Below are 26,934 nucleotides of genomic sequence, written 5' to 3'. Positions count from 1 at the left end.
TCGACGCCCCGTGATTTTTATAAGTGGGGCATTTTTATCTTCAGAACCTATTAACTCCAGCCTTGTTTACTACGACGGATATAAGGTAATACGGATAATAAAGCCAGAACCGCTAATACCATTCCAATCCATAGAGCTGAACGTAAACCGAATCCAGATGAAATTGCCATTCCACCTAAATAAGAACCGCCACCTAATCCAATATTGATCACGGAAGTATGAACGGCATTGACCATTGGCCCTGGATGTGCCACGCTGACAATTCTTGCCATCATTGCCGGATTCATTGGTACGCCAGATAAACCGATAAGTATAACAGCCAGAATAGCAATGACCTGATATTGAACAAATAGCGCCATGCCGAGCAAAGAAATACTCAATATTGTTAAGCCGACAACCATAACAGTTAAACTATGGCGATATGCAAGACGTCCCGTTACCATATTCCCGATGATATTGGCTAGTCCATAAAGCATCAGAATGAAGGGAACCGTCTGCATTGTAAATTCACTGACATCAGTAAGCACGGGAACAAAATAACTGAATGCCGCAAAACTTGCTCCCAAAATCAAACAGCTGGTTGCACAGGCTTTCCAATAGGCTTTATTTTTAAATGCCTTAATCTCTTCAGCCATCTTGATAGCACCGCCGCCGCTCATATGTGGCAATAAACGTACTAATGCTAGCAGGCATATGAAAACCAGGACCGCGACCAGTCCAAAACTCATTTTCCAGCCCCAGTGCTGGTCAATGATTGTCGCGATAGGTACACCAAAGACATTGGATACCATAAAACCAGCTATCACTATTGATGCGGCACGAGGGCGATTTTCAACAGATACAAGAGCCATACTTGTCGCGAGTGAAAGACTTAAACACCCTGCACATAAAATACCTGTCACGATTCGAATGGCAACTAACACATTGTAATCAGAGGCAAAGACGCTTAATCCTTGTACGATAACATATAACCCTAACAGCCATAATAACGTTGAGCGATAGGGCGCTTTAAACTTAAGAAAGGTGTAGGTTAATACCGGGCCACCTAGCATTACACCGAATGCATAATATGAAATCAAATGCCCGACTTCGCCGACTGTAACACCAAATGCTTCAGATAGCGTGGTCATCATACCCGCCACCATTAACTCTGCTGTACCTAATGAAAAAATGGCTAACCCTAAAATATAAACGACTAATGGCATGTTTTTTTATTTTTCCTTGTATTGGAATGATCATTACAAAAATGAGTGCAAGTAAATAATGAATTTTTCCGCTTAAATTTATAAATTGATTAACAGACCAGCGACGACATCTTCGAGGATTTTTCTATCTGTAATGTTTTTATTCAGTACACGTAAACCGTAATAGCCTGCCATAAAGCCTCTCGCCATTTCGACGGCTGATGCTTTATTGTTCAGTTCGCCGGTTCGTTGGCCTTCGATGAATACCGACACCAGCGTTTTTTCTAAATGCTGACGATATTCATTATTCAGGCTCGCAACGGCTTCATCTTTACTGCCCATCTCCAGGGCTGAAAATAAGACCATCGCATCATGCTGCTCTGGCTGAGAAAGATCTTCGGCAATACCCCAGAGCAGAAGGGTATGCAATCGCTCTTTTACCAGACCTGGTTGTGTGAGTATTGTTAACTGTGCTGACATAGTTTGTTCGTGGCTGCGCAACAAAGCTTGCTCGTACAGGGCTTGCTTGCTTCCAAAGGCATTGTATAGGCTTCCCCGCCCTAATCCCGTACCATTGCATAAATCTTGCGCAGAGGTGCCTGCATAACCATTGGCGCTGAAAACAGCGACGGCAGCATCAATGACATCCTGATCTTCGAACTTTCGTGGACGACCTGGAAAGGTTGGTTTTTCAGCACTCATAGGGATGTGGGACTTGAAATGAGTTGAGGCGGCATAGTATTGATTATGGAACGATCAGTCAAATAATTTTTATAAATAAATCAGCGATGACGCGCAGACAGATTTTCTTATGAATTGCTATGCGTTTCTGTAGAGGGATGTGTGGATTTTTATCCTTTCCAGGATAGTACGTTGATACAACGACAGCCACGCGTAATGGTTAATCATCACACCGGAATCTGCCGTATTCTAGTGAACGTCCAACGTCCCCCTTCGATTAAGGATAGTGTTGCATCGACCGATTGAACTCACAGGGCAGAGTAAAGTCATCGCAGCGTGAGTGATATGACAGGCGACCTGTTGAAGCCATGGTACCATTACAGACTGTATCATCTACCTCACTACACACATCGGCCTGCCAGATACTGGTTCGGGGTGTATCTCCGTATCCACGCTGAATACGGTTCTCAGCAATCCAGGGTTCATCACCTCTTCTGGTGTGCCTTGTGCCATAACATGTCCGTTCGCCATGACCACCAGATGGTCGCAGTACCGGCTGGCCTGATTAAGGTCGTGCAGCACGGCGACCACCGTTTTCCCCTGAGCCCGGAGTTCGCCCATCAGCCGCATCAGTTCCACCTGATGATTGATATCGAGATAGGTGGTTGGCTCATCGAGTAGTACAACGGGCGTATCCTGCGCCAGGACCATCGCCAGAAATGCGCGCTGTCGCTGACCGCCAGAAAGATCGGTTAACCGTCGGTCGGCAAGATGTTGGATCCGGGTCTGGTTCATAGCATCATGGACCCGCGTATTGTCTTCAACGGAGAGACGCCCCCAGAGTGACAACCACGGGTTGCGACCGTACGAAACAAGCTCCTGGACGGTGATCCCCTCGGGAGTTAAATGGTGCTGGGGCAGCAGCGCCAGCCTGCGGGCTAGCTGGCGTGATGAGAGCGTATTGATGGCACTATCGCCGAGAAATACGCCTCCGGACTGCGGCGTTAACAGTCGTGAAAAACAGTTTAACAACGTTGACTTCCCGCAGCCGTTAGGGCCGAGCAGGGCGGTTGTCTTCCCCGCTGGTAGGGCGAGTGAAACGCCATCAAGCACCTTGTTTGTACCGTAACAGACCGTCAGATTTTCAGTTCGTAATGTCATTTATTGCATTCTCACAAGCAGCCAGACAAACCATGGTGCACCGATAATGGCGGTCAGCACGCCAGCCGGAAGTTCCAGAGGAGGATGAATAATTCGCGCCAGCAGGTCGGCAACCACCAGCAGCAACGCACCTGTCATGGCTGAAACGGGCAGCAGCCAGCGGTGGCGTCCACCGGTAATGCTGCGCACCATATGCGGTACCACAAGACCAATAAAGCTAATTGGGCCGCAGACGGCCACGCCGGTCGATGTCATGGCGACGGCCAGTAGTAAAGCCTGGAGCCGAATACGCGGCACCGACACACCGAGCGTGGTGGCGCGCGCATCGCCCAATGCCAGGAGGTCGAGATCGCGGCAAAAACGCAGACTCAGCGGCAGAAACAAAATCAGCAGTGGGGCGGCTATTTTCACAAAGCTCCAGTCACGGCCCCATAAGCTGCCGGTCAGCCACAGCAGGGCGCTGTTCACATCCTGCGGACGCGAAAGCATCAGATAATCCGTCAGGCTGGCCCAGCAGGCAGAGAGCGCAACACCCGTGAGCGCCAGCTTCATCGGCTGGCTGGTGTTCGCCAGTATTCTCAGCAGGATCAGGCCCGCCATGCCACCGGCAAAGGCCAGTAGCGGCAGAGTAATCACCGGTAGTGACGGTAAGAGAAGCAGCGCGCCCACAGAGGCCAGGCTGGCGGCATGGTTTACGCCGAGGATATCCGGTGATGCCAGAGGGTTACGCACGATCCCTTGCACCAGCACGCCTGCCACCGCGAGGGCTGCACCGACAAGCAGCGCCAGCAGCAGTCGCGGCAGGCGGTACGCCGTTAATACGAAATGATATTCGCGCCCGGTCTGCCAGTCGTTCAGCAGAGCACGCCAGGGAACGGCGATCACCCCCATTTGTAGTGACAAAGCCGAAAGTCCTGCCAGTGCGAGGGCGATGAAAATGACGAACGCAATTTTCATCCACGCCTCCTGACCAGCCAGACAAAACAGGGTGCACCAATCAGCGCCACTACTGCCCCCGCGGGCAATTCGCCAGGGAAGGCCAGCGCTCGGGCCAGAACATCAGCCAGCAGCAGCAGCGTGGCGCCCATAAGCATGCTCATCGGCAGGACCTTGCGCTGATCGAATCCCACCCAGAAGCGAGCCAGATGCGGCATCAGCAGACCGATAAACGCCACCGGACCTGCCACGCTGACGCAGGTACCGACCAGAAGCAGCACCAGAACATTGATGATCAAACGGAGCTTCGGCAGATTCACCCCCAGCGTGCGGGCGGTGCTGTCACTGACGTTAAGCAGGTTCAGTTGATTAGCCAGCAGCAATACCACCGGTACAGCAACCACTACCATTGGGAAAAGCTGCCAGAACTCCTGCCAACGTGCGTGGGATACGCCTCCCGCAAGCCAGTAAAAAATGCCGTAGGCGTGATCTTCCGTCAGCAGCAGAGTGATGCGGGTAAGGGCCATGCAGAAAGCCGAGAACGCGATGCCCGCGAGGATCAGTTTGTTTCTGTCCTGGGTGTGGCGAAATCCACCACCTGCGGTCATCACCATCAGCCAGCTTACGCCACCGCCGCAGGCGGCGATAAAGGCGATGGAGTAACCCGTAACGGGCGCAGGGCTGATAGCGCTGGTAAGCGCCATCGTCAGCGCTGCGCCACTGTTAATACCGAGTAGTGAAGGGGAGGCCATTGCATTATGCGTCAGGGTCTGCAGCAGCGTTCCCGCCAGAGCCAGGCTTGCGCCGATCAAAATGGCGACCAGGCTTCTCGGCAAACGAAGGTTTTGCACCAGCGCTTGTGGAAGCGTCGGCGTATGGCCTGGTAGCAGGGCGTGAATGGCGTCAACGCCGGAAACAGGAATGGCCGAGTAGCAAAACAGACTCAGCCAGAAGATAGCGATAAGCGCGACAAGGGGGAGCCCCCACTGTAGCGCTGGATGTTTGAAAATTGTCATTTCACATCGGATAAAGGCTGGTGGTGAAAGATTTTTACCGTGTCGCTGGCAATGCGTTCGGCTGCGAAAATGCCGCGCATCCGCGCCCAGGCGTTACTGTCGACCGACGCCGTCTGCTGTTTTTGCGCCGCAGTTAACATCTGCCACAGCGGGTCTTGTTGCCAGAGTTTCACGATGCTCTCTTCACGATAGTGCGCGACCAGCAGCCATGCCGGATTGAGCGCCAGCAGCTGTTCCAGACCGATGGACGGCATAGACGAACCCGCCATAGCTACAGGCACCGTCAGCCCCAGAGAGGTCAGGACGCCCCCGGTCCAGGTCTCCTGAGTATGCAGGTTGAACTGCTGCTCTCGGGACGTACCAAACACCACCATCGTGTCTTTTGGCAGTTGGCTGGCCCACGCTGACATCTGTTGTTGGTGTTGCGCCAGGCGTGACTGCATCTGTGCTTTTTTACCCACAATTTCACCGATGATGGCCGCAGATTGCAGATTTTCAGCGTAGGTTTCATTGCGAGACTTGAGCAGCAGCACAGGTGCTATTTGCTGTAAGGCGATGTAAATACCCGCATGGCGGCTGCTGTCGGCAATGATCAGATCCGGTTTCAGCGCGCTGATGGCTTCTAAACTCGGCTGCGCACGCGTGCCGACAGACTGCCAGGGTTTCAGATGGGCACGAACCTCTGGAAGAATGCGTGTGGCATCGTTATCGTCGGCAATGCCGACCGGACTGACATCGACAGCAGCCAGTGCGTCCGCGAACGACAGTTCCAGCACCACTATCCGTTGTGGCGTCTTATCAAGCGTAAAGGTGCCATGTTCGTCATGAACCGTGGCGGCAAAAGCATGGCCGGTGAGCAGCAGAGCGGCGAATAGCGTGCGTAATGGTGTGAACATGTAAATTGCCTGCGTCGGGTGGCGTTTCGTTTGCCCGACCTACAAAAACAGCATGCAGGCCGGGTAAACGGGGTTTAGAACTTCAACGAACCCTGCATATACAGCGTGCGCGGCTGGCCTGCGTAGATGCCTTTGTTGTTGTCGTCGTAAGAGCGGGTGAAATACTCTTGGTCGAAGATATTTTTCACACCGAACGCCAGGTTCAGGTCTGCCATCTGCGGGCCGAAGTCATAGGCTACGCGTGCGCCCCAGAGCATAAAGCCAGGGATGCGACCGGTACTGCCATCAGCGCTCTCTTTAACGGTGTTGGCGTTATCCGCAAACTGGCTGGACTGGAAATCGCTATTCAGGTTGAAGGTCCAGTTGCCCGGCTTATAGTCCACGCCCAACGTGCCTTTGTGTTTTGGTGAGAAGGGCACCTGATTGCCATAGGTATCGCCTTTCTCGCGAATCTCAGCGTTCACATACGCATAGCTTGCGTAGACTGAAACGTTGTCGAGCGTTGGCGTCAATGTGCCGAGATCATAGCGAGTCTGAGTTTCCAGTCCGGTATGACGCGTTTTACCGCGTGCAGTAACGGTGTCGTTGGTTTGGTTGGAATCGTACTGATTATTAAAGTTAATCAGGAACAGCCCCATTTCCGCCGTCAGCGCGCCATCGTCGTATCGGGTTCCGAGCTCCCAGGTTCGCGCTTTTTCCGGTTCCACATTGCCGCTTTGCACAGCCTTGCCAATTTGGCTGTACTGTACGGTGCCGAATGAGCCTTCAGTGTTTGCATAAAGATTCCAGCTATCAGTCAGGTGATAAAGTACGTTTAGCGCCGGAAGTGGGGCGTTGTAGCTTACTTCCTCATGTGTGCCTTTGATGGCGTTGTTCTGGTATGACTCGATATGTTCAAAGCGCATACCCGGTGTGATAGTCCAGTTGCCAATGTCGATTTTGTCATCCAGATACCAGGCGTGCGCTTCGGTGCCCGAACGAGTGTCGCGATCGTAAGGGCTGGCGCTGGACGGCAGTTGTCCGCTGCTGGTGGCCGTGTAGTAACGCATTTCATGCGTCGACTCGCTCACATAACGGTATCCCACGCCCACTTCGTGCGCGGAAGGACCCACCATAAAGCTCTGACTGTAGCGTGGTTCAATGCCGCGTACCCAGTAGTTACGCGGTGAAAGGGTGAGGCGTTTTCCCTGTTCCAGGTAGCCGCTGCGCAGGGTTTCAGTGTAGAAGCCCTGAATATTGAATTTATGTTGGCTGTCCGGCTGGAACTGATAGCCGAGGCTTGCCAGCTTGCGGCGCCCCCAGAAGCGATCGTAAGGGCGCGTGGATTGCCAGCGGTCGGCATCGTAATCCGCGCGAGACAGGCCGCCGGGCATGTCGGCTTCACCGTCGTAGTATTGCAACAGACTGTTGAAGGTATGCACTTCGTTTGGCGCATATTTGCTTTTCAGCATCAGGTCGTCGATGCGGGTCGCGCTGTGTTCGCGCCAGTCGCTTCCACGTGTACCGGAGTAAAGCAGGGCGGTACCAAAACCGTTATCCGCCGTGCCACCCACCATCAGGTTGTGTGTTTCTTTTGGGTTATTTTGTGAAGATGTTGGGCTGAGCTGGCCTTCCACGCCGGCTTCGATGCCGAAGTCTTGCGGAATAGCGCGGGTAACAAAGTTCACCACACCGCCCACGCTCTGTGGCCCGTAACGCACCGCGCCACCGCCGCGAACCACGTCGATGGCGTCCATATTTCCGAGTGAGACGGGCGCCAGTGAAAGCTGCGGCTGGCCGTAAGGGGCAAACGGCACGGGAATACCGTCCATCAGCACCGTTGAACGGCTGGCCAGGCGCGGATTCAGGCCGCGAATACCAAAGTTCATTGCCAGATCGTGGCTACCGGTGCCGTTGTTTTCTGGGGCGGTAACGCCAGGAATGCGGTTCAGTACCTCGCGCATGGATGTTGCGCCGGTTTTGGCAAAATCCTCACGGCGGATAACGTCACGTGCGCCGGCATGCTCGAATACGTCGTTTTCGCGCGCATCCCCCAGCCAGTCGCCCACCACGGTCAGGGCATCTTCTTGCGGTGTTGGTGCGGGCTCCAGCGTCCAGCTGTTATTACCCAGCGGTTTCACCTGCAGGCCACTACCGTTCAGCAGGTGTTGCAGGCCGGTTTCGACGTCGTAGTCACCGTGAAGACCGTTACTCTGTTTGCCGCGCGTCAGGCTGGCGTCAACCGACAGGGTAATTCCGCTGAGCGCGGCATACTGATTAAGGGCTTTGTCGAGCGAACCCGGTGCAATATCAACCTGCGCTGCGAAGGCGGATAACGACAGGCCGGCCAGCGGCAGCAGGCTCAGGCGAACGGCGTTAACCAAAGGTGTTGTTTTGCGAAAAACGCGTAAAGGCGTCATACCTTCTCCATCATCATTTTTGTTGTGTTCATCTATGAGTCGAATGAGAAGGGGAAAAAGGACAATCGAAATGAGAATTATTTTTCTTACAGTGCGGAAATATTTACCCAGTATCGCGTAACTGACTGAATTTTAACTGGAAGAGTCTTGGCAATAACATCCAGGATTGCATCAGTATTTTTCAGCGGGAAAGTGCCACTCAGGCGTAACCCGGCTACAGCCGGATCGCAGCGCAGCACGCCGTTGCGATAACGGCTCAGCGTGGCAATCACTTCACTCAAAGGTTTATCGCTGAAGCTCAGAATGCCCTGCGTCCAGGTGGCGCTTTCATCATCCGCTGAGGCTATTGCACCAAATTCAGACGCGCTAAACTGCAGGCTCTCGCCAGCGCTGACGATGCGTTTTTCCTGCGGACGATTTGCCAGTAAGACTTCAACAGCGTGTTGTTGAACGACAACGCGTGTGACGTTGTCCTGCTGGTAGACGGTAAATTCTGTGCCTAATGCGGTGAGCTGGCCCTGACGGGTCACAACGCGGAAAGGTCTCTGCTGCGCGTCTTTTGCGGTAGTAATAGCAATTTCTCCGTACCAGAGATGGACAACTCGTTGACGCGTATCAAAATGAACGTCCGCGGCGCTTTGTGTGTTGAGCGTCAGCAGCGAGCCATCTTCCAGCCGCTGATGGCTGACCGCGCCTTTGGCGGTGCGGTAATCCGCGCGCAGACCTTCACCGGCTTCAGACTGCCAGAGCTGCCAGCCGCCGCCCACGCCGAGCAGCAGCAGTATCCCTTTCATGACATGACGACGGGTAAGGCGCGTATCGTGCAGCGTCCGGCTGGCAACATCGCCCGGTACGCGGCTGAGGTGGCTGCGCAGGTTTTCAACCTGTTGCCAGGCCCACTGATGATCTTTGTCCTCTTCGTACCATTGTTGCCAGCGCGCTTCTTGCTGTGGGCTGACACGCTCGCCGCTCAATACAGCATACCAGTGCGATGCCGAGCGCAATGCCTGGCGGCGAGAATCGGTGATAGAAGCGTTCACAGGCCGTGCTCCAGACGAAACAGCAGACAATGTTCGATAGCCTTTGCCATATACTTTTTCACCGAGCTGACGGAGATACCGAGCTTCAGCGCGATCTCGCTGTATGTCAGACCATCCAGTTGCGAAAGCAGAAACGCTTCTCGTGTTTTTCCGTTCAGCCCGTCAAGCATGCTGTCGATGAGTTGCAGGGTTTCGAGCTGGCTCTCGCGTTCCTCGGGGGAAGGCGAGAGCGCCTCCGGCATAAGCGCCAACATCTCCAGATAGGCTTTTTCCAGCGCGTTTCGGCGAAACAGGTCGACCATCACCCGTTTGGCGAGAGTGCACAGAAAGGAGCGCGGATCGCGGATCGTCGAGAGCGAGTCGCTGCCCATTACCCGTAGAAAAGTGTCCTGGGCAATGTCATCTGCATCAAAGGCGGACTGGAGTTTGCGCGTCAGCCAGCTTTTCAACCAGCCGTGATGTGCGCCATAAAGCGACTCGAGCGTAAAGGAAGCAGTGGTAGTGGCGTGGTCAGACATGTGGAATGTATCAAAAGTTAATTATCACGCGATTATAGTAATATGAGAATGGTTATCATTACAATTAGAAATATAATTGTATTACGTTGAACTTCTTAATGCGTTGTTATTTATAAAAATGTTATGAGGTGGATATCGGATGGGGAAGGGGAGTCTGCTTCTGGCATGTGACGGTTGGAATGACATCTGACCATGTCTGCTGTGAGCATGGAGCAGACGAATGCTTTAAAGCATGCTGAACTCTTTAAAAGTAAACCGTCTTGGGAGGACACCGAGAGCAGAGCAGCTGTTACTTTTCGGGAAAAGGTGAGTTGCGGATCAGGAAATGCTCAATCGAGTCGATTAAACCGGGAGCTAAGGGGAGCGCGGGTTCAGCGTATGTCGCGATATTCGCTTTGCGATCGTCCGAAGTCACCTCTTTCATAACATGGTTCATATTGGGCAGTATAACCAGGGACGCTTGAGGATTCGCGGCCTTAAGCAGTCTTGCATCCGTTTCTTCCACCTGGAGATCGCGTTGCCCTTGTAGCACTAACACGGGTTTGGAAATACTCGAAATGAAATGACCCGGATTATATGAAAATGCATTGATCAAAAACCCCTGAACAGCAGGATTAAAGATACTTTGCAGTGCTGGGTGAATATTCGTAATATCGACTCGCCGCCGATGCTCCAGAGCATCAATTATCGGCAGCGCCTGCTTTAATAGAATTTCATTTTCCGGATTAGCGTTAAGTTGCCCCCTCAACACCTCGCCCATCGGCCTCCCAGGCGTTGCGATAAGAACCACACCGCACACATTCTCTTCTTGAGCCGAGGCAAGTGCGACTACACCCCCTTCGCTGTGTCCTAAAACCCAAACACAGGGAGTGTGCATGTGACGTCTAAGCACGTCTACCCAGGATCGAATGTCGTCAACATAGTCAGCAATCGTCACCGCATTGGCATCGTCTACGGCCATTGCGCTAGCGAACATTCCACGTTTGTCGATACGAAGCGTCGCAAAACCTTTGGCAGCCAGGCCTTCAGCAAGAAGTCGGTAAGGCGATGCATTCACACCAAGCGGGTTGTTTCCATCCCGATCGGTTGGCCCGGAGCCAGGAACGATAAGAACAACGGCTGTTGGTTTTGAATTCGGGGTGAGTAACGTGCCTTTCAAAGGGCCTTTTGGCCCTGCGGCATCCAGGGCAGTTTCGGAAAAGGTCTCCGGTACTGCCGCCAGACTCACAAATGGGCAAGCGCCCAAAAGGGCAATTGAGGCGGCAATATTCATTGGAGATGTTCCTGTAAAATTCAGCGTACCCGTCAATTTATATTATAAATATGGCCTGCTCTACATTGATTAATATATCAGCAGTGATAGAAAAGTCCTCTGCTGGCACAGAGCGAAGGTACTGGGTGAGTTTAAAGTCTACTGTGAGCGAAGAGTGGACATCTCAACTCATTGTTGTTCCTGTCTATTGATATGGAAGCCCGGAACGGTAAGCGTTTGGAACAAATACCTGCGGCTATTATGAATGAAGTGTTGGCCAGACTAAGTTGAGGTTTTGATATGCGCACTGAGCAATGGCATAAAAGCAAAAAGCCTGCTTAGTTTCCTAAGCAGGCTTCTTAAATATGGCTCCTCTGACTGGACTCGAACCAGTGACATACGGATTAACAGTCCGCCGTTCTACCGACTGAACTACAGAGGAATCGTTTGAACGAGGCGCATATTAGCGAGGGTGGTGAGGCTTGTCAAAGGGGTAAATACATTTGTGTGTTCGTTTGCTGACAAAATCAGCAAAGCGGCGATCTTTCCGTCTTTTTATGCTTTTGCCCCATTCTGGTGCGTGTCTACCTCTTCCAGGGCAGCCTGAATGAGATACTTAGGTGTGCAGAATGATCTTCCTTCGCTTTTACTCCTGACTTTACGCGGCTTTAACCGTAAAACACCGTTTTAGACGAAAGTGGCAAGCATCTTGCAATCCTGAATTTAATGACTGCCAGCACGGGTTCTGGTATTCCGACAGGAGGCAAAATGAACTTCAGACGACTGAAATATTTCGTGAAAATCGTCGATATTGGTAGCCTGACCCAGGCAGCGGAAGTGTTGCACATTGCGCAACCCGCGCTGAGCCAGCAGGTCGCTACGCTGGAAGGTGAGCTGGATCAGCAATTGCTGATTCGTACCAAGCGTGGCGTCACGCCGACGGAAGCAGGAAAAGTGCTATATACCCACGCCCGGACGATTTTACGTCAGTGCGAACAGGCGCAACTTGCGGTTAATAACGTGGGCCAGACCTTGAGTGGACAGGTCTCTATCGGCCTTGCGCCGGGGACAGTCGCGTCATCCATTACCATGCCGTTATTACAGACGCTACGTGCCGAACTGCCTGATGTGCTGGTCTATTTGCATGAAAACAGTGGGGCAGTGCTGAATGACAAGCTGCTCAGCGGGCAATTAGATATGGCAGTGCTCTATGAGCGTTCTCCTGTGGCGGGCATCAGCAGTCAACCGTTGCTTAAAGAGGATCTGTACCTGGTCGGCACGCGTGAGTGTCCGGGGCAAAGCGTCGATTTAGCCGCAGTGGCGCAGATGAATTTGTTCTTGCCACGGGATTACAGCGCGGTTCGCCTGCGCGTGGATGAAGCTTTTTCGCTACGTCGCTTAACGGCTAAAGTGATTGGCGAAATTGAGTCTATCTCCACCCTAACGGCCGCCATTGCCAGTGGTATGGGTGTCACAGTGTTGCCTGAGTCGGCCGCCCGTTCATTATGCAATGCGGCTAACGGCTGGATGGCGCGCATCACAACACCGTCGATGAATCTGCCATTATCGTTGAACGTATCCGCCAGAGGGAGCTTATCGCCCCAGGCGCAGGCCGTGAAGGAGATCCTGTTGTCGCTGGTCAGCCGTCCGGCGCTGGAAAATCGCGAGCTGCAGCTGGTCAGCTAAACCTTATTCCCGCAAGGAATAAGATGCAGGTTTTTATTATTTGTTATGCCGGGCATCAGACTTTAACAATAGCGTAATGTCTGATGTGCCCGGAGCGAAACGTGAATTTCCAGCAACTTAAAATAATCCGCGAGGCGGCCCGTCAGGATTACAACCTGACAGAGGTCGCGAATATACTGTACACCTCGCAGTCGGGCGTCAGCCGACACATTCGTGAACTTGAAGATGAACTTGGCATCGAGATTTTTATCCGTCGCGGTAAACGCCTGTTGGGCATGACCGAACCGGGTAAAGCCTTGCTGGTTATTGCCGAGCGTATTCTGAATGAGGCCAGTAATGTTCGTCGACTGGCGGATCTGTTTACCAATGACACGTCCGGCGTACTGACGATTGCCACCACGCATACCCAGGCACGCTATAGCTTGCCTGCGGTGATAAAAGCTTTTCGTGAGCTGTTCCCTGAGGTGCGTCTGGAACTTATTCAGGGTACGCCACAGGAGATTGATGTCCTGCTACAAAATGGCGGGGCAGATATCGGAATTGCCAGTGAGCGGCTGAGCAGCGATCCATTGTTGGTGGCTTTTCCCTGGTTTCGTTGGCACCACAGCCTGCTTGTTCCTAATGACCATCCATTAGTGAAAGCCTCTCCGCTCACGCTGGAGTCTATTGCTCACTGGCCGTTAATTACCTATCGTCAGGGGATTACAGGGCGTTCCCGCATCGATGAAGCATTTGCTCGCAAAGGGCTGATACCGGATATTATTCTCAGCGCCCAGGACTCGGATGTGATTAAAACTTACGTGTCGCTGGGGTTGGGGATTGGGCTGGTGGCAGAGCAATCCAGCGGCGAGCAGGAAGAGGGGACCTTAACCCGTCTGGATACCCGGCATTTGTTTGATGCAAATACCGTTTGGCTAGGGCTTAAACGCGGACAGCTGCAGCGCAACTACGTCTGGCGATTCATCGAGCTATGCAATGCAGGGTTATCCGTCGATGAAATTAAGCGCCAGGCGATGGAGCCAGATGAAGCGGTGATTGATTATCAGATTTAACTACCAAAGCCCGTGAGTAAACGGGCTTCTCTGACGTCGCTGAATGGCGGGTAGAAAGCTGCGTTACCTCAAGGTCTCCAGCCTCAGATCCTGCGTCGGCACCCGCGACAATATCGAACAAGACACCGCCCGTCCCGAATCCGCATAAATAAACTGAAATCCATTCTTCACCGAAAGAACATCTCGATTGGTAAACGTATAGAATTTATTACTCTGACTACGGCGGGCATCGGAAACATAAAAACTATTGTTTTCCCACAGCACGCTAACGTGCTGGAACAAATGAAATGTCACCTCCGCCCAGCCTCTGTCCGGGCAACGTAGCGTGACTTTCTCACCGGCTATTGTACTCAGTGGAATTACTAATAAAGCGGTTAGCGCTGCTTTCAGCAGTATCGGCATGGGCAAGTATGGGTCTCATTCTGATGTCGTTGCACGATAAGATACTTAACCATGACGTTAACGAATTGGATCATAGAGACATTTTGCATAAGCAGACGGACATTCTCCCGTCGGCAGTATGGAAAAACCTGGTGTGGAGTGAAGCGCTCTACCTGGCGAATAGGATCGCAGAAAAGCAAAAAGCCTGCTTAGTTTCCTAAGCAGGCTTCTTAAATATGGCTCCTCTGACTGGACTCGAACCAGTGACATACGGATTAACAGTCCGCCGTTCTACCGACTGAACTACAGAGGAATCGTTTGAACGAGGCGAATATTAGCGATGCCGCTCAGCGTTGTCAAAGCCTGAATGGATAAATGCGATCGTTTGCTGAAATATTCCCCATTTCGCCGCTTATTCAGACGCAACCGGTTGTTTTATGCACTTTTCGCGTTCGGGGCGCGGGTATTTCCACAACCAGCGGCCAGTGACCATACGCCAGTAAAATAACGCGGCGCGTACGGCCCAGTCGAAGAACATACCTAACCAAACGCCGACAACTCCCCATCCTAATACGATACCCAGGGTGTAACCCGCGACTACGCGGCAGCCCCACATGCCCAGCATCGATACCCACATAGCAAAACGTGCATCTCGCGCACCTTTAAAGCCTGCTGGTAATACCCAGGAGGCTGCCCATATCGGCATAAATGCTGCGTTGAGCCAAATCAGGATGACTATGACCTCTTTTACATCCTGATCGTGGGTATAAAATGAGGCCATCACCCCGGCGAAAGGAGCGGTTAACCAGGCAATTGCCGTCAGGCCGATCGTCGACAGCCAGAATACATGCCGTAGCTGGATTTCAGCCTGGGCAATCTGGCCATTTCCCAGACGCCTGCCGGTAATGATTGTCGACGCGGAACCTAAAGCATTACCCGGTAAGTTGATAAGCGCGGCGATAGAAAATGCAATAAAGTTCCCGGCGATAACGCTGGTTCCCATGCCTGAAACAAACATCTGTGTCAAAAGTTTACCGCCATTGAACAGCACTGACTCGATACTTGCCGGAATGCCGATCCCCATCACCTCCCAGATAATGGTGAGATTGAGTGGCTTAAAATAGCTTTTGAAGGGAATTCGCAGCGCGGGGTTAAAACCAATCATCAGTACCCAGATGATGGCAATCGCCCCGATGTAGCGCGAAATGGTCAGTCCCAGGCCTGCTCCCACAAATCCCAGACCTTGCCAGGAAAAGATCCCGTAAATCAGGATGCTACTGATGATGATATTCAGGATGTTCATGCCGCCGTTAATCAACAACGGTATTTTTGTATTTCCGGCTCCACGTAGTGCGCCACTGCCAATCAGCGCAATGGCTGCCGCCGGGTAGCTGAGCACCGTCAGCTCCAGATAGGTGAGTGCCAAAGCTTTAACGTCTGGCGTTGCTTCACCTGCGACAACGTCAATAATCTGTTGACCAAAATAGTGAATGACAGCTGCCAGAACGGTAGCAAAAATTGTCATGATCACCAGTGATTGTCTGGCCGCGGCTCTGGCCCGTCGACGATCTCGTTTCCCGAGGCTAAATGCTACAACCACGGTGGTGCCCAGATCGATGGCGGCGAAAAATGCCATGATGACCATATTAAAGCTGTCGGCGAGTCCGACACCGGCCATCGCTTCTTTTCCCAACCAGCTGACCAGGAAGGTACTGAGAACACCCATCAATAGCACACAGGTGTTTTCCAGAAAAATGGGGACAGCCAGCGGAGTGATTTCGCGCCAAAAGAGAACCTTATAACTCTTGCGTTTGGCATACCAGGGCGTGCGGGAAGCGACCTGGCGTAAGGCAGCGGAGACGTTCAAAGTGGACCTTAACGAAGAAAGTTGAAACCTCATTTCAAATGATGAGGGAGAATCAAAAAAGCTGCAAAGTTTTTTCTATTTAAAATGTCTGTAAATGCAACAAACTGTCGAGAGAAGCATCAATTGATTCGCATTCGAGGAAATGGGGTTTGACAAAATTTTTTTCGCCGCTAAGATAAGCCTCCACAACGATTCCTCTGTAGTTCAGTCGGTAGAACGGCGGACTGTTAATCCGTATGTCACTGGTTCGAGTCCAGTCAGAGGAGCCATATTTAAGAAGCCTGCTTAGGAAACTAAGCAGGCTTTTTGCTTTATGTTTCAAGCCTGATCGAGCGAAGCTACGCCGGAATCTTACGCCGGGAAATCCCCATGCTGACGCGCAACCAACGTCAGAATGGAATACAGCGCCACCGCCTGCTGGTGCTGATTAAAGATCTCCACCGACCACTCCACCACGCCGGTCGCTTTTTCTTCGGCATTGCGCTGACGTTTCACCGTTTTGCGTTTGCAGGTTAAACGCACCTGGATAGTGTCGCCCGGCTTAACCGGCTCGATAAAGCGCAGGTTTTCCATGCCATAGTTGGCAATCACCGGACCGACGCCCGCGTCAACAAACAGACCGGCTGCGGCGGAAATCAGGAAGTAACCGTGCACCACGCGCTCGCCGAAAATGGAATCGGCTGCTGCAATCTTGTCCATATGGGCGTAGAAGTGGTCACCGCTGAGGCAGGCAAAGTTAACGATATCCGCTTCGGTCAGTGTACGACGTGGCGTCAGCAGGCTGTCGCCCGGCTGGATCTCTTCGAAGTATTTACGGAACGGGTGAATACGATCTTCCTCCACCCGAGCGCCACGCACCCACTGTTGGCTTACCGCCGCGAGCATGGTTGGGCTGCCCTGAATGGCGGTGCGTTGCATGTAGTGTTTCACCGCGCGCAGACCGCCCAGCTCTTCACCGCCGCCTGCACGTCCAGGCCCGCCGTGGACCAGCTGTGGCAGCGGAGAGCCGTGACCGGTCGATTCCGCCGAGGACTCTTCGTTCAGCACCTGAATACGCCCGTGGGCGCGGGCCGCACCGAGGACAAACTCTCGCGCCAGTTCGCCGCTCGCCGTCACCAGCGTTCCTGCCAGACTGCCTTCACCGGCGCGCGCCAGCGTCATGGCATGCTCGGTATTTTGATACGGCATCAGCGTGGCGACCGGACCAAAGGCTTCAATTGCATGTACCGCGGCAATTTCATCCGGCTGCGGACAAAACAGCAGCGTTGGCGGGAAGAAAGCCCCAGCCGTGCTCAGATCTGCTTTTCCGCCCAGCAGCACCTCACACCCGGCTTCAACCAGACGATTCACATTATCCTGCACGTCCTGACGCTGATCGTTATTCACCAGCGACCCCATCTTCACGCCTTCCTGCGCCGGATCGCCCACTACCACTTTTTGCAGACGGGTAATCAGCGCCTCGCTGACCGCTTTCACCTGCGCCTGTGGCACGATAATGCGGCGGATAGCGGTACATTTCTGCCCGGCTTTGGTCGTCATCTCGCGCACTACTTCACGTACAAACAATGCAAACTCAGGCTGTTCTGGGGTGACGTCATCACCCAGCACGCAGCAGTTGAGTGAATCCGCTTCCATGGTGAAAGGAACCGATTTAGCCACCAGATTGGGGTGCACGCGCAGTTGCTGTCCGGTATGAGCAGAACCGGTAAAGGTCACCACATCCTGGCTGTCGAGGTGATCGAGCAGGTCACCCGCGCCGCCGCAGATAAGGCTAATTGCGCCGTTCGGTACCAGACCACTGTCGATAATCGCTTTCACCATTGCCTGAGTGAGCTGCGCGGTGGCGGTTGCAGGTTTGATAATGGCGGGCATCCCGGCAAGCCAGGTTGGCGCCAGCTTCTCCAGCATACCCCAGCAGGGGAAGTTAAAGGCGTTGATATGCACCGCAACACCGGATTTGGAGGTCAGCACGTGGCGTGCGGCAAAACCGCCCTGTTTGGAGAGCGGGATCAGTTCGTCTTCCGGCCACAGCGTATCGTCCGGCAGCTCGCGGCCACCGAGACTGGCATAAGTGAAAAGCGTGCCAATGCCGCCTTCGATATCGACCCAGCTGTCACCGCGCGTTGCTCCGGTTTGCGCGGATATGGCATAGAAATCGGCTTTCAGTTCCATTAAATGCTTCGCCACCGCTTTTAGCATCGCGCTGCGCTCAATAAAACTCATTGCCTGTAGCGCTTTGCCGCCGTGCTCAATCGCAAAGCGGCGCGCCTGCGCCATATCCAGTCCAACGCTTGTCACTTCCCAAAGCGCTTCACCGGTAAGGGCGTGGTGGATGGTGCGAGTGCGGCCCCGGCCTGTCTGCCAGGCACCGGATAAATAACTGGCTAACTGCTGCATCGTTAATCTCCAGATGTGTTCCGTAATATCTCTTTAAATAGTTCTTTTATGAATCACAAAATGCAAGTGAGATTTTAATAATTTGTTAACAATGAGATCGCGAACACTTTACCTTTATTGGTTATCTATCTGTTATTAATGAATAAACAAAAACCATTTGCGACAAGTATCGCAAAATCAGCAAACAAAATTTGTGGTTTTATTTAACCAAGATGTAACTTTTATAAAGCAAAGTGATTCGCAAATATTGATTTGTTGAAATTATCGGAATCATAAGGTGATGACGTGACAGAAGAACAACGCTTTGACCAGCGCATCGCGCAGGAAACGGCCATCGAGCCGCAGGACTGGATGCCGGACGCATACCGTAAGACGCTGATCCGCCAGATTGGCCAGCATGCGCACTCGGAAATTGTCGGCATGTTACCGGAAGGCAACTGGATAACCCGCGCACCTACGCTGCGGCGTAAGGCCATTCTGCTCGCAAAAGTACAGGACGAGGCCGGACACGGTCTGTACCTCTACAGCGCGGCGGAAACACTGGGCTGCGCGCGTGAAGATCTGTACCAGAAGATGCTCGACGGCCAGATGAAATACTCCTCCATCTTCAACTACCCAACCCTCAGCTGGGCGGATATCGGTGTGATCGGCTGGCTGGTCGATGGCGCGGCGATTGTTAACCAGGTGGCGCTGTGTCGTACCTCCTACGGCCCGTATGCCAGGGCGATGGTCAAAATCTGCAAAGAAGAGAGCTTCCATCAGCGTCAGGGCTTCGAAGCGTGTATGGCGCTGGCTACCGGTAGCGAGGATCAGCGTCAGATGCTGCAGGACGCCATCAACCGTTTCTGGTGGCCTGCACTAATGATGTTTGGCCCGAACGACGACAACTCACCGAACAGCGCCCGCAGCATGGCGTGGAAAATCAAACTGCACTCCAACGACGAACTGCGTCAGCGCTTTGTTGATAACACGGTCCCGCAGGTAGAAATTCTCGGTATGACCGTGCCGGACGCCGACCTACAGCTTGATGAAGCGACGGGGAAATATCGATTCGGTGAGATCGACTGGCAGGAATTTAATGAGGTCATCAACGGTCGTGGTGTCTGTAACCACGAACGTCTGGGCGCAAAGCGTAAGGCCTGGGAAGAAGGGGCATGGGTGCGCGAGGCCGCACTGGCGCACGCCGAAAAGCAACAGGCCCGCGACGCGGCGTAAGGAGAGAGTCATGAGCAAAACATACTGGCCGTTATACGAAGTTTTTGTCCGCAGCAAACAGGGGTTATCACACCGTCACGTTGGCAGTCTGCATGCCGCCGATGACCAGATGGCGCTGGAAAATGCACGCGATGCCTATACACGCCGCAGCGAAGGCTGCTCCATCTGGGTGGTGAAAGCCAGCGAAATTGTTGCGTCACAGCCGGAAGAACGCGGTGAGTTTTTTGACCCGGCGGAGAGCAAAGTCTATCGCCATCCCACGTTCTACACCGTGCCGGACGGCATGGAACATATGTGAGGCAACGATGAATAACCTGAATCCCGTTGCAACCTATGCCCTGCGTCTGGGCGATAACGGTCTGGTGCTGGCTCAGCGTCTGGGTGCCTGGTGCGGTCATGCGCCGGAGCTGGAGATTGATCTGGCGCTGGCTAATATCGGCCTCGACCTGCTGGGGCAGGCGCGCAACTTCCTCAGCTACGCCGCCGAACTGGCGGGTAGCGGCGACGAAGACACACTGGCTTTTGGTCGTGACGAGCGTCAGTTCCGCAATCTGTTGCTGGTGGAACAGCCTAACGGCAACTTTGCCGACACGATCGCTCGCCAGTTCTTTATCGACGTCTGGCATGTGGCGCTATTCACTCGTTTGGTTAACAGCCGCGATAAGCAGATTGCCGCTATCGCTGCCAAAGGACTGAAAGAAGTTCGTTATCACCTGCGCTTCAGCCGCGGCTGGCTGGAGCGACTGGGGAATGGTACTGACTACTCCGCGCAACTGATGCAGAAGGCGGTGGACAATCTGTGGCGTTACACCGGCGAATTGTTCCTTGCCGACGAACTGGAGATCGCTCTGGCCAGGCAGGGCATTGCCGTCGATCCCCGCGAACTGCAAACCGAATGGCAGACGACGGTACACACTGCGCTGATTGATTCTGGTTTACACGTTCCGCATGAGGCGGCGTTTCGCAACGGCGGTAAGCAGGGGCTACACAGTGAACATCTCGGGCCGATGTTGGCCGAGATGCAGTACTTACAGCGTGCGTATCCTGGTCAGCAGTGGTAGCAGGGGGTGGCTATGCAACGTCTTACCGCGGTCGCACCGCCAGAGGTGCACACCGTTTGGGGGCTGTTAAGTGCGATTTCCGATCCGGAAGTGCCGGTGCTGACCATCACCGATCTCGGCATGGTACGCAGCGTTGAGCGCTGCGGCGACGGCTGGGTAATCGGCTTTACGCCGACGTACTCCGGCTGCCCGGCCACCGAGCATCTACTGGGTGAAATTCGCATGGTGATGGCGGAGCACGGCTATACGCCAGTACATATCGTCCTGCAGCTTGACCCACCGTGGACCACTGACTGGATGAGCCCGGACGCCCGCGAACGCTTGCGCCAGTATGGTATCAGCCCGCCGCAGGCCCACGCCTGTCATGCCGAAATGCCAACTGACGTACAGTGCCCGCGCTGCGCCAGCACCCATACCTCGCTGATTAGCGAATTCGGATCCACGGCCTGTAAAGCGTTGTATCGCTGCGACAGCTGCCGTGAACCCTTTGATTACTTTAAATGTATTTGAGGTTGCGATGACAACATTTCATTCGCTTACCGTGGCCAACGTCGAAGCGGAAACGCGCGATGCGGTGACCATCACTTTCACCATTCCCGACGCGCTGCGTAATGACTACGCCTTTCGACCGGGCCAGCATTTGACGCTGAAAGCTCACCTCGGTGGAGAAGAGCTGCGTCGTTGTTACTCCATTTGTCGCAGCCGCTCGCCCTCGGAAATTAGCGTCGCGGTTAAAGCTATCGACGGTGGGCGTTTCTCCCGCTATGCCCAGCAGGATATCCAGCAGGGTATGGCGCTGGAGGTGATGGTGCCGCAAGGGCACTTCGGCTACCAGCCGCAGGCCGAGCGCGAAGCCCAATATCTGGTGATTGCCGCCGGGTCCGGCATTACGCCGATGATGGCGATTATTGAAGCGACGCTGACGATCGAACCGGCCAGCCAGTTCACGCTGATCTACGGCAACCGCAGCAGCCACAGCATGATGTTCCGTCAGGCGCTGGCCGATCTGAAAGACCGCTATCCGCAGCGTTTACAGGTGGTGCACTTGTTCAGTCAGGAGGCGATGGACAGCGATCTGCTACAGGGTCGTATTGACGGCGACAAACTGCGTGCGCTGGGCAAAAACCTGCTCGATTTCAGCCGCTTTGACGACGCCTTTATCTGTGGCCCATCGGCAATGATGGATGAAGCCGAAGTGGCACTGCGCGAACTGGGCATAGCGGAAAAATCCATTCACCTTGAGCGTTTCAATACGCCGGGGACCAGCGTGAAACACGCCACCGGCGTGCAGGCGGAAGGCCGCACGGTCACCCTTCGTCAGGATGGGCGCGATCGCCTGATTTCACTGAATGCGGAAGATGACAGCATTCTCGACGCCGCGCTGCGCCAGGGTGCTGACCTGCCGTTCGCCTGTAAAGGCGGCGTGTGCGCCACCTGCAAATGCAAGGTGGTCAGCGGCGAGGTGGCGATGGCCGCCAACTACAGCCTTGAAGCCGATGAACTGGCGGCGGGCTATGTGCTGAGCTGCCAGGCGCTGCCAACCAGCGGTGACGTAGTGGTCGACTTCGATGCGCGGGGGATGGCATGAGCGAACTGCTGATTTCCCGTCACGACCGTGTACTGCAACTGACTCTGAACCGTCCGCAGGCGCGTAACGCCCTGAACAATGCGCTGCTAACGCAGATTGCTGACGCGCTGGAAAGCGCGGCGGCGGACGCCAGCATCAGCGTTTGCGTGATTAGCGGCAACACGCGCTATTTCGCCGCCGGGGCCGATCTCAACGAAATGGCGGAAAAAGATCTGCCCGCCACTTTCGACGATGTTCGTCCTCGCCTGTGGGCACGTATTGATGCCTTCAACAAGCCGCTGATCGCGGTGGTTAACGGTTACGCGCTGGGTGCCGGGTGCGAGCTGGCTCTTCTGTGCGACCTGGTGATTGCCGGGGATAACGCGCGCTTCGGCCTGCCGGAAATTACTCTCGGCACCATGCCAGGGGCGGGCGGTACGCAGCGGCTTATCCGTTGTGTTGGCAAAGCGCTGGCCAGCCGAATGGTGCTGAGCGGTGAAAGCATTGATGCAGAACGAGCACAATGGGCCGGGCTGGTGAGTGACATTCACCCGGCGAACCTCTCCGATGAATACGCGCTCAAGCTGGCGGCGACCATCGCCCGTCACTCACCGCTGGCGCTGCGGGCGGCAAAACAGTCTCTACGCGCTGCGCAAGAAGTGGGTCTCCAGGCCGGTTTGGTGCAGGAACGTCAGCTGTTTACGCTGCTGAGCGGCACCGAAGATCGTCGTGAAGGCGTCAGCGCCTTTTTAGAAAAACGCACACCGGAATTTAAAGGACGCTAATCGTGGACGCATTTATTCTCAGCGAAGTGGAGCAGGGCGTGATGACTATCATCCTGAACCGCCCGGACCGACTCAACAGCTTTAACGACGTGATGCACCAGCAGCTTGCCGATTGCCTGAAACAGGCCGAGCGCGACGACACCATTCGTTGCCTGCTGATCACCGGCGCCGGACGCGGATTTTGCGCCGGACAGGATCTGAACGACCGTAACGTTGACCCGAGCGGCCCCGCGCCGGATCTGGGCATGTCGGTGGAACGCTTCTACAACCCGCTGGTGCGCCGCTTAGCCGCGCTGCCGAAGCCGGTTATCTGCGCCGTCAACGGCGTTGCCGCTGGTGCTGGTGCCACGCTGGCAATGGGCTGCGACATCGTCCTCGCCGCGCGCTCGGCGAAGTTTGTCATGGCCTTCAGCAAGCTCGGTCTGGTGCCGGACTGCGGCGGAAGCTGGGTGCTGCCGCGCGTAGCCGGTCGCGCTCGTGCCGTGGGTTTGCTGATGCTTGGCGATAACCTCAGCGCCGAACAGGCCGCGCAGTGGGGCATGATCTGGCAAGTGGTCGACGATGCCGAGTTGAAAGATACCGCGTTGACCATGGCGCGCCATTTCGCGACGCAGCCGACCTATGGCCTGGGGCTGATTAAGAAAGCCTTGCAGCTTTCCGAAACCAACACGCTGGATCAGCAGCTTGAGCTTGAGCGCGACTACCAGCGCATGGCCGGTCGCAGCGACGACTATCGCGAAGGAGTCAGCGCCTTCCTCGCCAAACGTCCACCACAGTTCAGCGGGAAATAAGCCATGACGCAAACTCTTCCCCGCGTTGCCGTGATCGGCGGCGGAACAATGGGTGCAGGCATTGCCGAGGTGGCTGCCAGCGCCGGACATTCGGTCCTGCTGTATGACATTTCCGCTGAGGCGATTACTCGCGCCATTGAGGGTATACGCCAGCGACTCGACGTTCGTGTTGGTCGTGGAAAAATCAGTGCGGAACAGGCCAGTGAGCTGCTGGGACGGATCGCACCCGCGACTGAACTGAATCAGCTTGCCGATGCACAACTGGTGATTGAAGCCGCTTCCGAGCGGCTGGAAATTAAAAAAGCGCTGTTTAGTCAGTTGGCGGAGATCTGTTTGCCGTCAACGCTGCTGACCAGTAATACCTCGTCGATCTCAATCACCGCAATTGCGGCGGGAGTGAAGCATCCGGAACGTGTGGCGGGGCTGCACTTCTTTAACCCTGCACCGGTGATGAAACTGGTGGAAGTGGTGAGCGGCATTGCCACCTCAACCGAGGTAGTCGAGCAGCTTTGCCAGTGCGTGACTGCCTGGGGCAAACAGCCGGTGCGCTGCCGCTCTACGCCGGGTTTTATCGTCAACCGCGTGGCGCGTCCGTACTACGCTGAAGCCTGGCGCGCGCTGGAAGAACAGGTTGCGTCAGCGGAAGTGATTGATGCGGCTCTGCGTGACGGCGGCGGCTTCCCGATGGGGCCGCTGGCGCTGACCGACTTGATTGGCCAGGACGTCAACTTTGCCGTGACCTGTTCGGTGTTTAACGCCTTCTGGCAGGACCGCCGTTTTCTACCGTCTTTGCTGCAACAGGAGCTCGCACTGGCGGGGCGTCTGGGCAAGAAGAGCGGCCACGGCGTCTATTGCTGGCCTGCTGAGGTATCGCCTGAACTGGCTGTTGCAGCGGTAGCGCCTGAAAATGCAGCAAAAAATATCAAGCGTGACGTTGTCACTGAACTGGATGATGTGCTGCTCCTTGAAACTACCGGTGAAACCGCGCTGGCCTTAAGCGTGCAGCACCAGCGCCCGGTGGTGGTGTATGACCATGCTGCGGGCGACACCGTCGTGCTGGCAAGCGCACCAACCAATCCGGATTCAGCCACCGACAAAGCAGTGTACTACTTCCAGCAGCAGGGCAAAAAAGTGCTGCGTATTGCCGACTATCCAGGGCTGCTGGTATGGCGCACGGTAGCGATGCTGGCGAACGAAGCGCTGGATGCGCTGCAAAAAGGAGTCGCCAGCGCCGAGGATATCGATACCGCCATGCGCTTGGGGGTCAACTACCCGCACGGGCCGCTGGCCTGGGGCGAATCGCTCGGCTGGGGACGTGTGCTGCGTCTGCTGGAAAATCTACAACAGCACTACGGCGAAGAACGCTATCGCCCGAGTGCGCTGCTGCGCCAGAAAGCGCTGATGGAGATGCGTCATGAGTAACGAAGCCTGGCGCAACGCCCGCGCCATGTATGTGAAAGACACCTGCGCGCAGGCGCTGGGGATTGAAATTATTGAGATGGACGACGGTTATTCGCAGATGACCATGACCGTGTCGCCGTCGCAGCTGAATGGCCATCAGACCTGTCACGGTGGGCAACTGTTCTCGCTGGCGGATACCGCCTTTGCTTACGCCTGCAACAGTCAGGGACTGGCAGCAGTAGCCTCAGCGGCCAGTATCGACTTTCTGCGTCCGGCTTTTGCAGGTGACAAACTGACCGCCACCGCGCGGGTTAAGCAGCAAGGCAAACTCACTGGCGTTTACGACATTGAAATTGTCAATCAGCAACACAAAACCGTGGCTCTGTTTCGCGGCAAATCCCACCGCATCGGTGGCACGATTACAGGAGAAGTCTAATGCGTGACGCATTTATTTGTGACGGTATTCGTACCCCGATTGGTCGCTACGGCGGGGCGCTGGCAGGCGTGCGTGCCGACGATCTGGCGGCCATCCCGTTGCGTGAATTACTCAACCGCAACCCACGCCTGGATCCCAGCGCTATTGACGATGTGATCTTCGGTTGCGCCAACCAGGCGGGCGAGGATAACCGCAACGTGGCGCATATGGCGACCTTGCTGGCGGGGTATCCGCACAGCGTTGCCGGCACGACCATCAACCGTCTGTGCGGCTCCGGGCTTGATGCGATCGGCTTCGCTGCTCGCACGATCAAAGCCGGTGATGCCGACCTGCTGATCGCTGGTGGTGTTGAGTCAATGTCACGCGCGCCGTTTGTAATGGGCAAAGCGACCGTGCCGTTTCAGCGTCAGGCAGAGATGTTTGATACCACCATTGGCTGGCGTTTTGTGAACCCGCTCATGCAGCAACAATTCGGAGCTGACAGCATGCCGGAAACGGCGGAGAATGTAGCTGAATTGTTAAATATAAGCCGAGAGGACCAGGACGCCTTTGCGTATCGCAGCCAGCAGCGCACGGCGAAAGCCCAGCGTGACGGCATTCTGGCGCAGGAAATTGTACCGGTACAAATCATTGGCAAGAAAGGGGCAGTTAGCGCAGTACGTGAAGATGAACATCCGCGTGCAGAAACCACGCTGGAGCAACTCGCACAACTGAAAACACCGTTTCGTAAGAACGGCGTGGTCACCGCAGGCAATGCCTCTGGGGTGAACGACGGCGCGGCAGCAATGATCGTAGCCAGCGAGCAACACATAAAGGCCCAGGGACTAACGCCGCATGCACGCATTGTCGCGATGGCGACGGCGGGCGTGGAGCCGAAGTTTATGGGGCTTGGGCCAGTTCCTGCGGTACGAAAAGTGCTGGAGCGCGCCGGGCTGAATATCAACGATATGGATGTGATTGAGCTGAATGAAGCCTTTGCCGCCCAGGCGTTGGGGGTGATGAGACAGCTTGGACTGGCAGATGACGCAGAACACGTGAATCCCAATGGGGGGGCTATCGCTTTAGGTCACCCGCTGGGGATGAGCGGTGTGCGGTTAGCGCTGGCCGCAACGCTGGAGCTGGAACGACGCAATGGACGTTATGCGCTGTGTACGATGTGTATTGGCGTGGGTCAGGGCATTGCCATGATCCTTGAGCGAGTGTGAGCTAATT

24 protein-coding genes, 3 tRNA genes and 1 pseudogene are annotated in these 26,934 nt (G+C 54.7%); 14 read left to right on the top strand and 14 right to left on the bottom strand.

Annotation, left to right across the window (positions count from 1 at the left end; genetic code table 11):
• Positions 1-50: 50 nt before the first annotated feature.
• The 10 genes from OGY13_RS15050 to OGY13_RS15005 all read right to left on the bottom strand — a co-directional run bounded on the left by OGY13_RS15050 (position 51) and on the right by OGY13_RS15005 (position 11,104).
• The gene (locus OGY13_RS15050; RefSeq protein WP_048235640.1) at positions 51-1,205 is read right to left on the bottom strand and encodes an MFS transporter; all 1,155 of its coding nucleotides are present in this window, start codon (positions 1,203-1,205) and stop codon (positions 51-53) included.
• Positions 1,206-1,283: 78 nt separating this feature from the next.
• Positions 1,284-1,886, bottom strand: coding sequence for a TetR/AcrR family transcriptional regulator (locus OGY13_RS15045; protein WP_008784381.1), 603 nt, complete (start codon positions 1,884-1,886; stop codon positions 1,284-1,286).
• A gap of 372 nt (positions 1,887-2,258) precedes the next feature.
• Complete coding sequence (gene fecE / locus OGY13_RS15040) at positions 2,259-3,026, bottom strand: Fe(3+) dicitrate ABC transporter ATP-binding protein FecE (protein ID WP_048235639.1); 768 nt, start codon at positions 3,024-3,026, stop codon at positions 2,259-2,261.
• A complete protein-coding gene (gene fecD / locus OGY13_RS15035) occupies positions 3,027-3,983 on the bottom strand; it encodes a Fe(3+) dicitrate ABC transporter permease subunit FecD (RefSeq protein ID WP_213753133.1) in 957 nt (318 codons plus the stop codon).
• Positions 3,980-4,978, bottom strand: a complete 999-nt coding sequence (gene fecC / locus OGY13_RS15030; protein WP_213753134.1) for an iron-dicitrate ABC transporter permease FecC — start codon at positions 4,976-4,978, stop codon at positions 3,980-3,982. Before fecC ends, fecD begins: the two co-directional genes overlap by 4 nt.
• The gene (locus OGY13_RS15025) at positions 4,975-5,874 is read right to left on the bottom strand and encodes a Fe(3+) dicitrate ABC transporter substrate-binding protein FecB (RefSeq protein ID WP_213753135.1); all 900 of its coding nucleotides are present in this window, start codon (positions 5,872-5,874) and stop codon (positions 4,975-4,977) included. Before OGY13_RS15025 ends, fecC begins: the two co-directional genes overlap by 4 nt.
• A 74-nt stretch (positions 5,875-5,948) precedes the next feature.
• On the bottom strand, positions 5,949-8,273 hold the full coding sequence (gene fecA, locus OGY13_RS15020; protein WP_213753136.1) for a TonB-dependent Fe(3+) dicitrate receptor FecA: 2,325 nt from the start codon (positions 8,271-8,273) through the stop codon (positions 5,949-5,951).
• A gap of 86 nt (positions 8,274-8,359) precedes the next feature.
• Complete coding sequence (fecR, locus tag OGY13_RS15015; RefSeq protein ID WP_213753137.1) at positions 8,360-9,313, bottom strand: ferric citrate uptake sigma factor regulator FecR; 954 nt, start codon at positions 9,311-9,313, stop codon at positions 8,360-8,362.
• Complete coding sequence (gene fecI / locus OGY13_RS15010) at positions 9,310-9,831, bottom strand: ferric citrate uptake sigma factor FecI (RefSeq protein ID WP_213753138.1); 522 nt, start codon at positions 9,829-9,831, stop codon at positions 9,310-9,312. The genes fecR and fecI overlap by 4 nt, the downstream gene beginning before the upstream one ends.
• A gap of 289 nt (positions 9,832-10,120) precedes the next feature.
• Positions 10,121-11,104, bottom strand: coding sequence for an alpha/beta hydrolase (locus OGY13_RS15005; RefSeq protein WP_213752932.1), 984 nt, complete (start codon positions 11,102-11,104; stop codon positions 10,121-10,123).
• A 183-nt stretch (positions 11,105-11,287) separates the two neighbouring features.
• Between OGY13_RS15005 and OGY13_RS15000 the strand changes: the two are divergent.
• Positions 11,288-11,374, top strand: a pseudogene (locus OGY13_RS15000) (type II toxin-antitoxin system PemK/MazF family toxin); the annotation flags it as partial.
• Positions 11,375-11,449: 75 nt separating this feature from the next.
• Here OGY13_RS15000 and OGY13_RS14995 read toward each other — a convergent pair.
• A tRNA-Asn gene (locus OGY13_RS14995) sits at positions 11,450-11,525 on the bottom strand.
• A gap of 326 nt (positions 11,526-11,851) precedes the next feature.
• On the opposite strand from OGY13_RS14995, the gene nac reads away from it, so the two are divergent.
• Together nac and cbl are read left to right on the top strand one after the other, a co-directional pair.
• The gene (gene nac / locus OGY13_RS14990; protein ID WP_008784390.1) at positions 11,852-12,769 is read left to right on the top strand and encodes a nitrogen assimilation transcriptional regulator NAC; all 918 of its coding nucleotides are present in this window, start codon (positions 11,852-11,854) and stop codon (positions 12,767-12,769) included.
• A 101-nt stretch (positions 12,770-12,870) separates the two neighbouring features.
• Positions 12,871-13,821, top strand: coding sequence for an HTH-type transcriptional regulator Cbl (gene cbl, locus OGY13_RS14985; protein WP_020996493.1), 951 nt, complete (start codon positions 12,871-12,873; stop codon positions 13,819-13,821).
• Positions 13,822-14,439: 618 nt separating this feature from the next.
• On the opposite strand, the gene OGY13_RS14980 is transcribed toward cbl, so the two are convergent.
• A tRNA-Asn gene (locus tag OGY13_RS14980) sits at positions 14,440-14,515 on the bottom strand.
• Between the two features lie 99 nt (positions 14,516-14,614).
• Complete coding sequence (locus OGY13_RS14975) at positions 14,615-16,102, bottom strand: EmmdR/YeeO family multidrug/toxin efflux MATE transporter (protein WP_286637681.1); 1,488 nt, start codon at positions 16,100-16,102, stop codon at positions 14,615-14,617.
• A gap of 160 nt (positions 16,103-16,262) precedes the next feature.
• On the opposite strand from OGY13_RS14975, the gene OGY13_RS14970 reads away from it, so the two are divergent.
• Positions 16,263-16,338 (top strand) — tRNA-Asn (locus tag OGY13_RS14970).
• 82 nt (positions 16,339-16,420) lie between these two features.
• Here the strand turns inward: OGY13_RS14970 and paaZ are convergent.
• A complete protein-coding gene (gene paaZ / locus OGY13_RS14965) occupies positions 16,421-18,466 on the bottom strand; it encodes a phenylacetic acid degradation bifunctional protein PaaZ (RefSeq protein ID WP_125362943.1) in 2,046 nt (681 codons plus the stop codon).
• A gap of 285 nt (positions 18,467-18,751) precedes the next feature.
• On the opposite strand from paaZ, the gene paaA reads away from it, so the two are divergent.
• The 10 genes from paaA to pcaF are packed head-to-tail and all read left to right on the top strand — an operon-like array spanning position 18,752 to position 26,927.
• A complete protein-coding gene (gene paaA / locus OGY13_RS14960) occupies positions 18,752-19,681 on the top strand; it encodes a 1,2-phenylacetyl-CoA epoxidase subunit PaaA (protein WP_008784410.1) in 930 nt (309 codons plus the stop codon).
• A gap of 10 nt (positions 19,682-19,691) precedes the next feature.
• Positions 19,692-19,979: a 1,2-phenylacetyl-CoA epoxidase subunit PaaB gene (gene paaB / locus OGY13_RS14955; protein WP_032943000.1), complete on the top strand. Its 288-nt coding sequence runs from the start codon at positions 19,692-19,694 to the stop codon at positions 19,977-19,979.
• 7 nt (positions 19,980-19,986) lie between these two features.
• Positions 19,987-20,742, top strand: a complete 756-nt coding sequence (gene paaC / locus OGY13_RS14950) for a 1,2-phenylacetyl-CoA epoxidase subunit PaaC (RefSeq protein WP_213752933.1) — start codon at positions 19,987-19,989, stop codon at positions 20,740-20,742.
• A 12-nt stretch (positions 20,743-20,754) separates the two neighbouring features.
• On the top strand, positions 20,755-21,252 hold the full coding sequence (gene paaD / locus OGY13_RS14945) for a 1,2-phenylacetyl-CoA epoxidase subunit PaaD (RefSeq protein ID WP_008784413.1): 498 nt from the start codon (positions 20,755-20,757) through the stop codon (positions 21,250-21,252).
• Between the two features lie 7 nt (positions 21,253-21,259).
• Complete coding sequence (paaE, locus tag OGY13_RS14940; RefSeq protein WP_213752934.1) at positions 21,260-22,330, top strand: 1,2-phenylacetyl-CoA epoxidase subunit PaaE; 1,071 nt, start codon at positions 21,260-21,262, stop codon at positions 22,328-22,330.
• Positions 22,327-23,094, top strand: a complete 768-nt coding sequence (gene paaF, locus OGY13_RS14935; RefSeq protein WP_213752935.1) for a 2,3-dehydroadipyl-CoA hydratase PaaF — start codon at positions 22,327-22,329, stop codon at positions 23,092-23,094. The genes paaE and paaF overlap by 4 nt, the downstream gene beginning before the upstream one ends.
• Before the next feature lie 2 nt (positions 23,095-23,096).
• Positions 23,097-23,885, top strand: coding sequence for a 2-(1,2-epoxy-1,2-dihydrophenyl)acetyl-CoA isomerase PaaG (paaG, locus tag OGY13_RS14930; RefSeq protein WP_213752936.1), 789 nt, complete (start codon positions 23,097-23,099; stop codon positions 23,883-23,885).
• A gap of 3 nt (positions 23,886-23,888) precedes the next feature.
• Positions 23,889-25,307: a 3-hydroxyacyl-CoA dehydrogenase gene (locus tag OGY13_RS14925; protein ID WP_213752937.1), complete on the top strand. Its 1,419-nt coding sequence runs from the start codon at positions 23,889-23,891 to the stop codon at positions 25,305-25,307.
• The gene (gene paaI / locus OGY13_RS14920) at positions 25,300-25,722 is read left to right on the top strand and encodes a hydroxyphenylacetyl-CoA thioesterase PaaI (protein WP_003832239.1); all 423 of its coding nucleotides are present in this window, start codon (positions 25,300-25,302) and stop codon (positions 25,720-25,722) included. Before OGY13_RS14925 ends, paaI begins: the two co-directional genes overlap by 8 nt.
• Positions 25,722-26,927, top strand: a complete 1,206-nt coding sequence (gene pcaF / locus OGY13_RS14915) for a 3-oxoadipyl-CoA thiolase (protein WP_213752938.1) — start codon at positions 25,722-25,724, stop codon at positions 26,925-26,927. Before paaI ends, pcaF begins: the two co-directional genes overlap by 1 nt.
• Positions 26,928-26,934 lie beyond the last annotated feature (7 nt).

This window comes from Citrobacter sp. Cpo045 (assembly GCF_030332875.1).
Classification (GTDB): Bacteria; Pseudomonadota; Gammaproteobacteria; order Enterobacterales; family Enterobacteriaceae; genus Citrobacter; species Citrobacter portucalensis.
Note: the sequence above shows the minus strand (reverse complement) of the source record. Positions and strands in the feature narration are given on the sequence as shown.

What these genes read in the sequence shown, in the direction of transcription:
- OGY13_RS15050 (WP_048235640.1), bottom strand. Translation starts at nt 1,205, where the DNA reads ATGCCATTAGTCGTTTATATTTTAGGGTTAGCCATTTTTTCATTAGGT.
- OGY13_RS15045 (WP_008784381.1), bottom strand. Translation starts at nt 1,886, where the DNA reads ATGAGTGCTGAAAAACCAACCTTTCCAGGTCGTCCACGAAAGTTCGAA.
- fecE (WP_048235639.1), bottom strand. Translation starts at nt 3,026, where the DNA reads ATGACATTACGAACTGAAAATCTGACGGTCTGTTACGGTACAAACAAG.
- fecD (WP_213753133.1), bottom strand. Translation starts at nt 3,983, where the DNA reads ATGAAAATTGCGTTCGTCATTTTCATCGCCCTCGCACTGGCAGGACTT.
- fecC (WP_213753134.1), bottom strand. Translation starts at nt 4,978, where the DNA reads ATGACAATTTTCAAACATCCAGCGCTACAGTGGGGGCTCCCCCTTGTC.
- OGY13_RS15025 (WP_213753135.1), bottom strand. Translation starts at nt 5,874, where the DNA reads ATGTTCACACCATTACGCACGCTATTCGCCGCTCTGCTGCTCACCGGC.
- fecA (WP_213753136.1), bottom strand. Translation starts at nt 8,273, where the DNA reads ATGACGCCTTTACGCGTTTTTCGCAAAACAACACCTTTGGTTAACGCC.
- fecI (WP_213753138.1), bottom strand. Translation starts at nt 9,831, where the DNA reads ATGTCTGACCACGCCACTACCACTGCTTCCTTTACGCTCGAGTCGCTT.
- OGY13_RS15005 (WP_213752932.1), bottom strand. Translation starts at nt 11,104, where the DNA reads ATGAATATTGCCGCCTCAATTGCCCTTTTGGGCGCTTGCCCATTTGTG.
- nac (WP_008784390.1), top strand. Translation starts at nt 11,852, where the DNA reads ATGAACTTCAGACGACTGAAATATTTCGTGAAAATCGTCGATATTGGT.
- OGY13_RS14975 (WP_286637681.1), bottom strand. Translation starts at nt 16,102, where the DNA reads ATGAGGTTTCAACTTTCTTCGTTAAGGTCCACTTTGAACGTCTCCGCT.
- paaZ (WP_125362943.1), bottom strand. Translation starts at nt 18,466, where the DNA reads ATGCAGCAGTTAGCCAGTTATTTATCCGGTGCCTGGCAGACAGGCCGG.
- paaB (WP_032943000.1), top strand. Translation starts at nt 19,692, where the DNA reads ATGAGCAAAACATACTGGCCGTTATACGAAGTTTTTGTCCGCAGCAAA.
- paaC (WP_213752933.1), top strand. Translation starts at nt 19,987, where the DNA reads ATGAATAACCTGAATCCCGTTGCAACCTATGCCCTGCGTCTGGGCGAT.
- paaD (WP_008784413.1), top strand. Translation starts at nt 20,755, where the DNA reads ATGCAACGTCTTACCGCGGTCGCACCGCCAGAGGTGCACACCGTTTGG.
- paaE (WP_213752934.1), top strand. Translation starts at nt 21,260, where the DNA reads ATGACAACATTTCATTCGCTTACCGTGGCCAACGTCGAAGCGGAAACG.
- paaF (WP_213752935.1), top strand. Translation starts at nt 22,327, where the DNA reads ATGAGCGAACTGCTGATTTCCCGTCACGACCGTGTACTGCAACTGACT.
- OGY13_RS14925 (WP_213752937.1), top strand. Translation starts at nt 23,889, where the DNA reads ATGACGCAAACTCTTCCCCGCGTTGCCGTGATCGGCGGCGGAACAATG.
- paaI (WP_003832239.1), top strand. Translation starts at nt 25,300, where the DNA reads ATGAGTAACGAAGCCTGGCGCAACGCCCGCGCCATGTATGTGAAAGAC.
- pcaF (WP_213752938.1), top strand. Translation starts at nt 25,722, where the DNA reads ATGCGTGACGCATTTATTTGTGACGGTATTCGTACCCCGATTGGTCGC.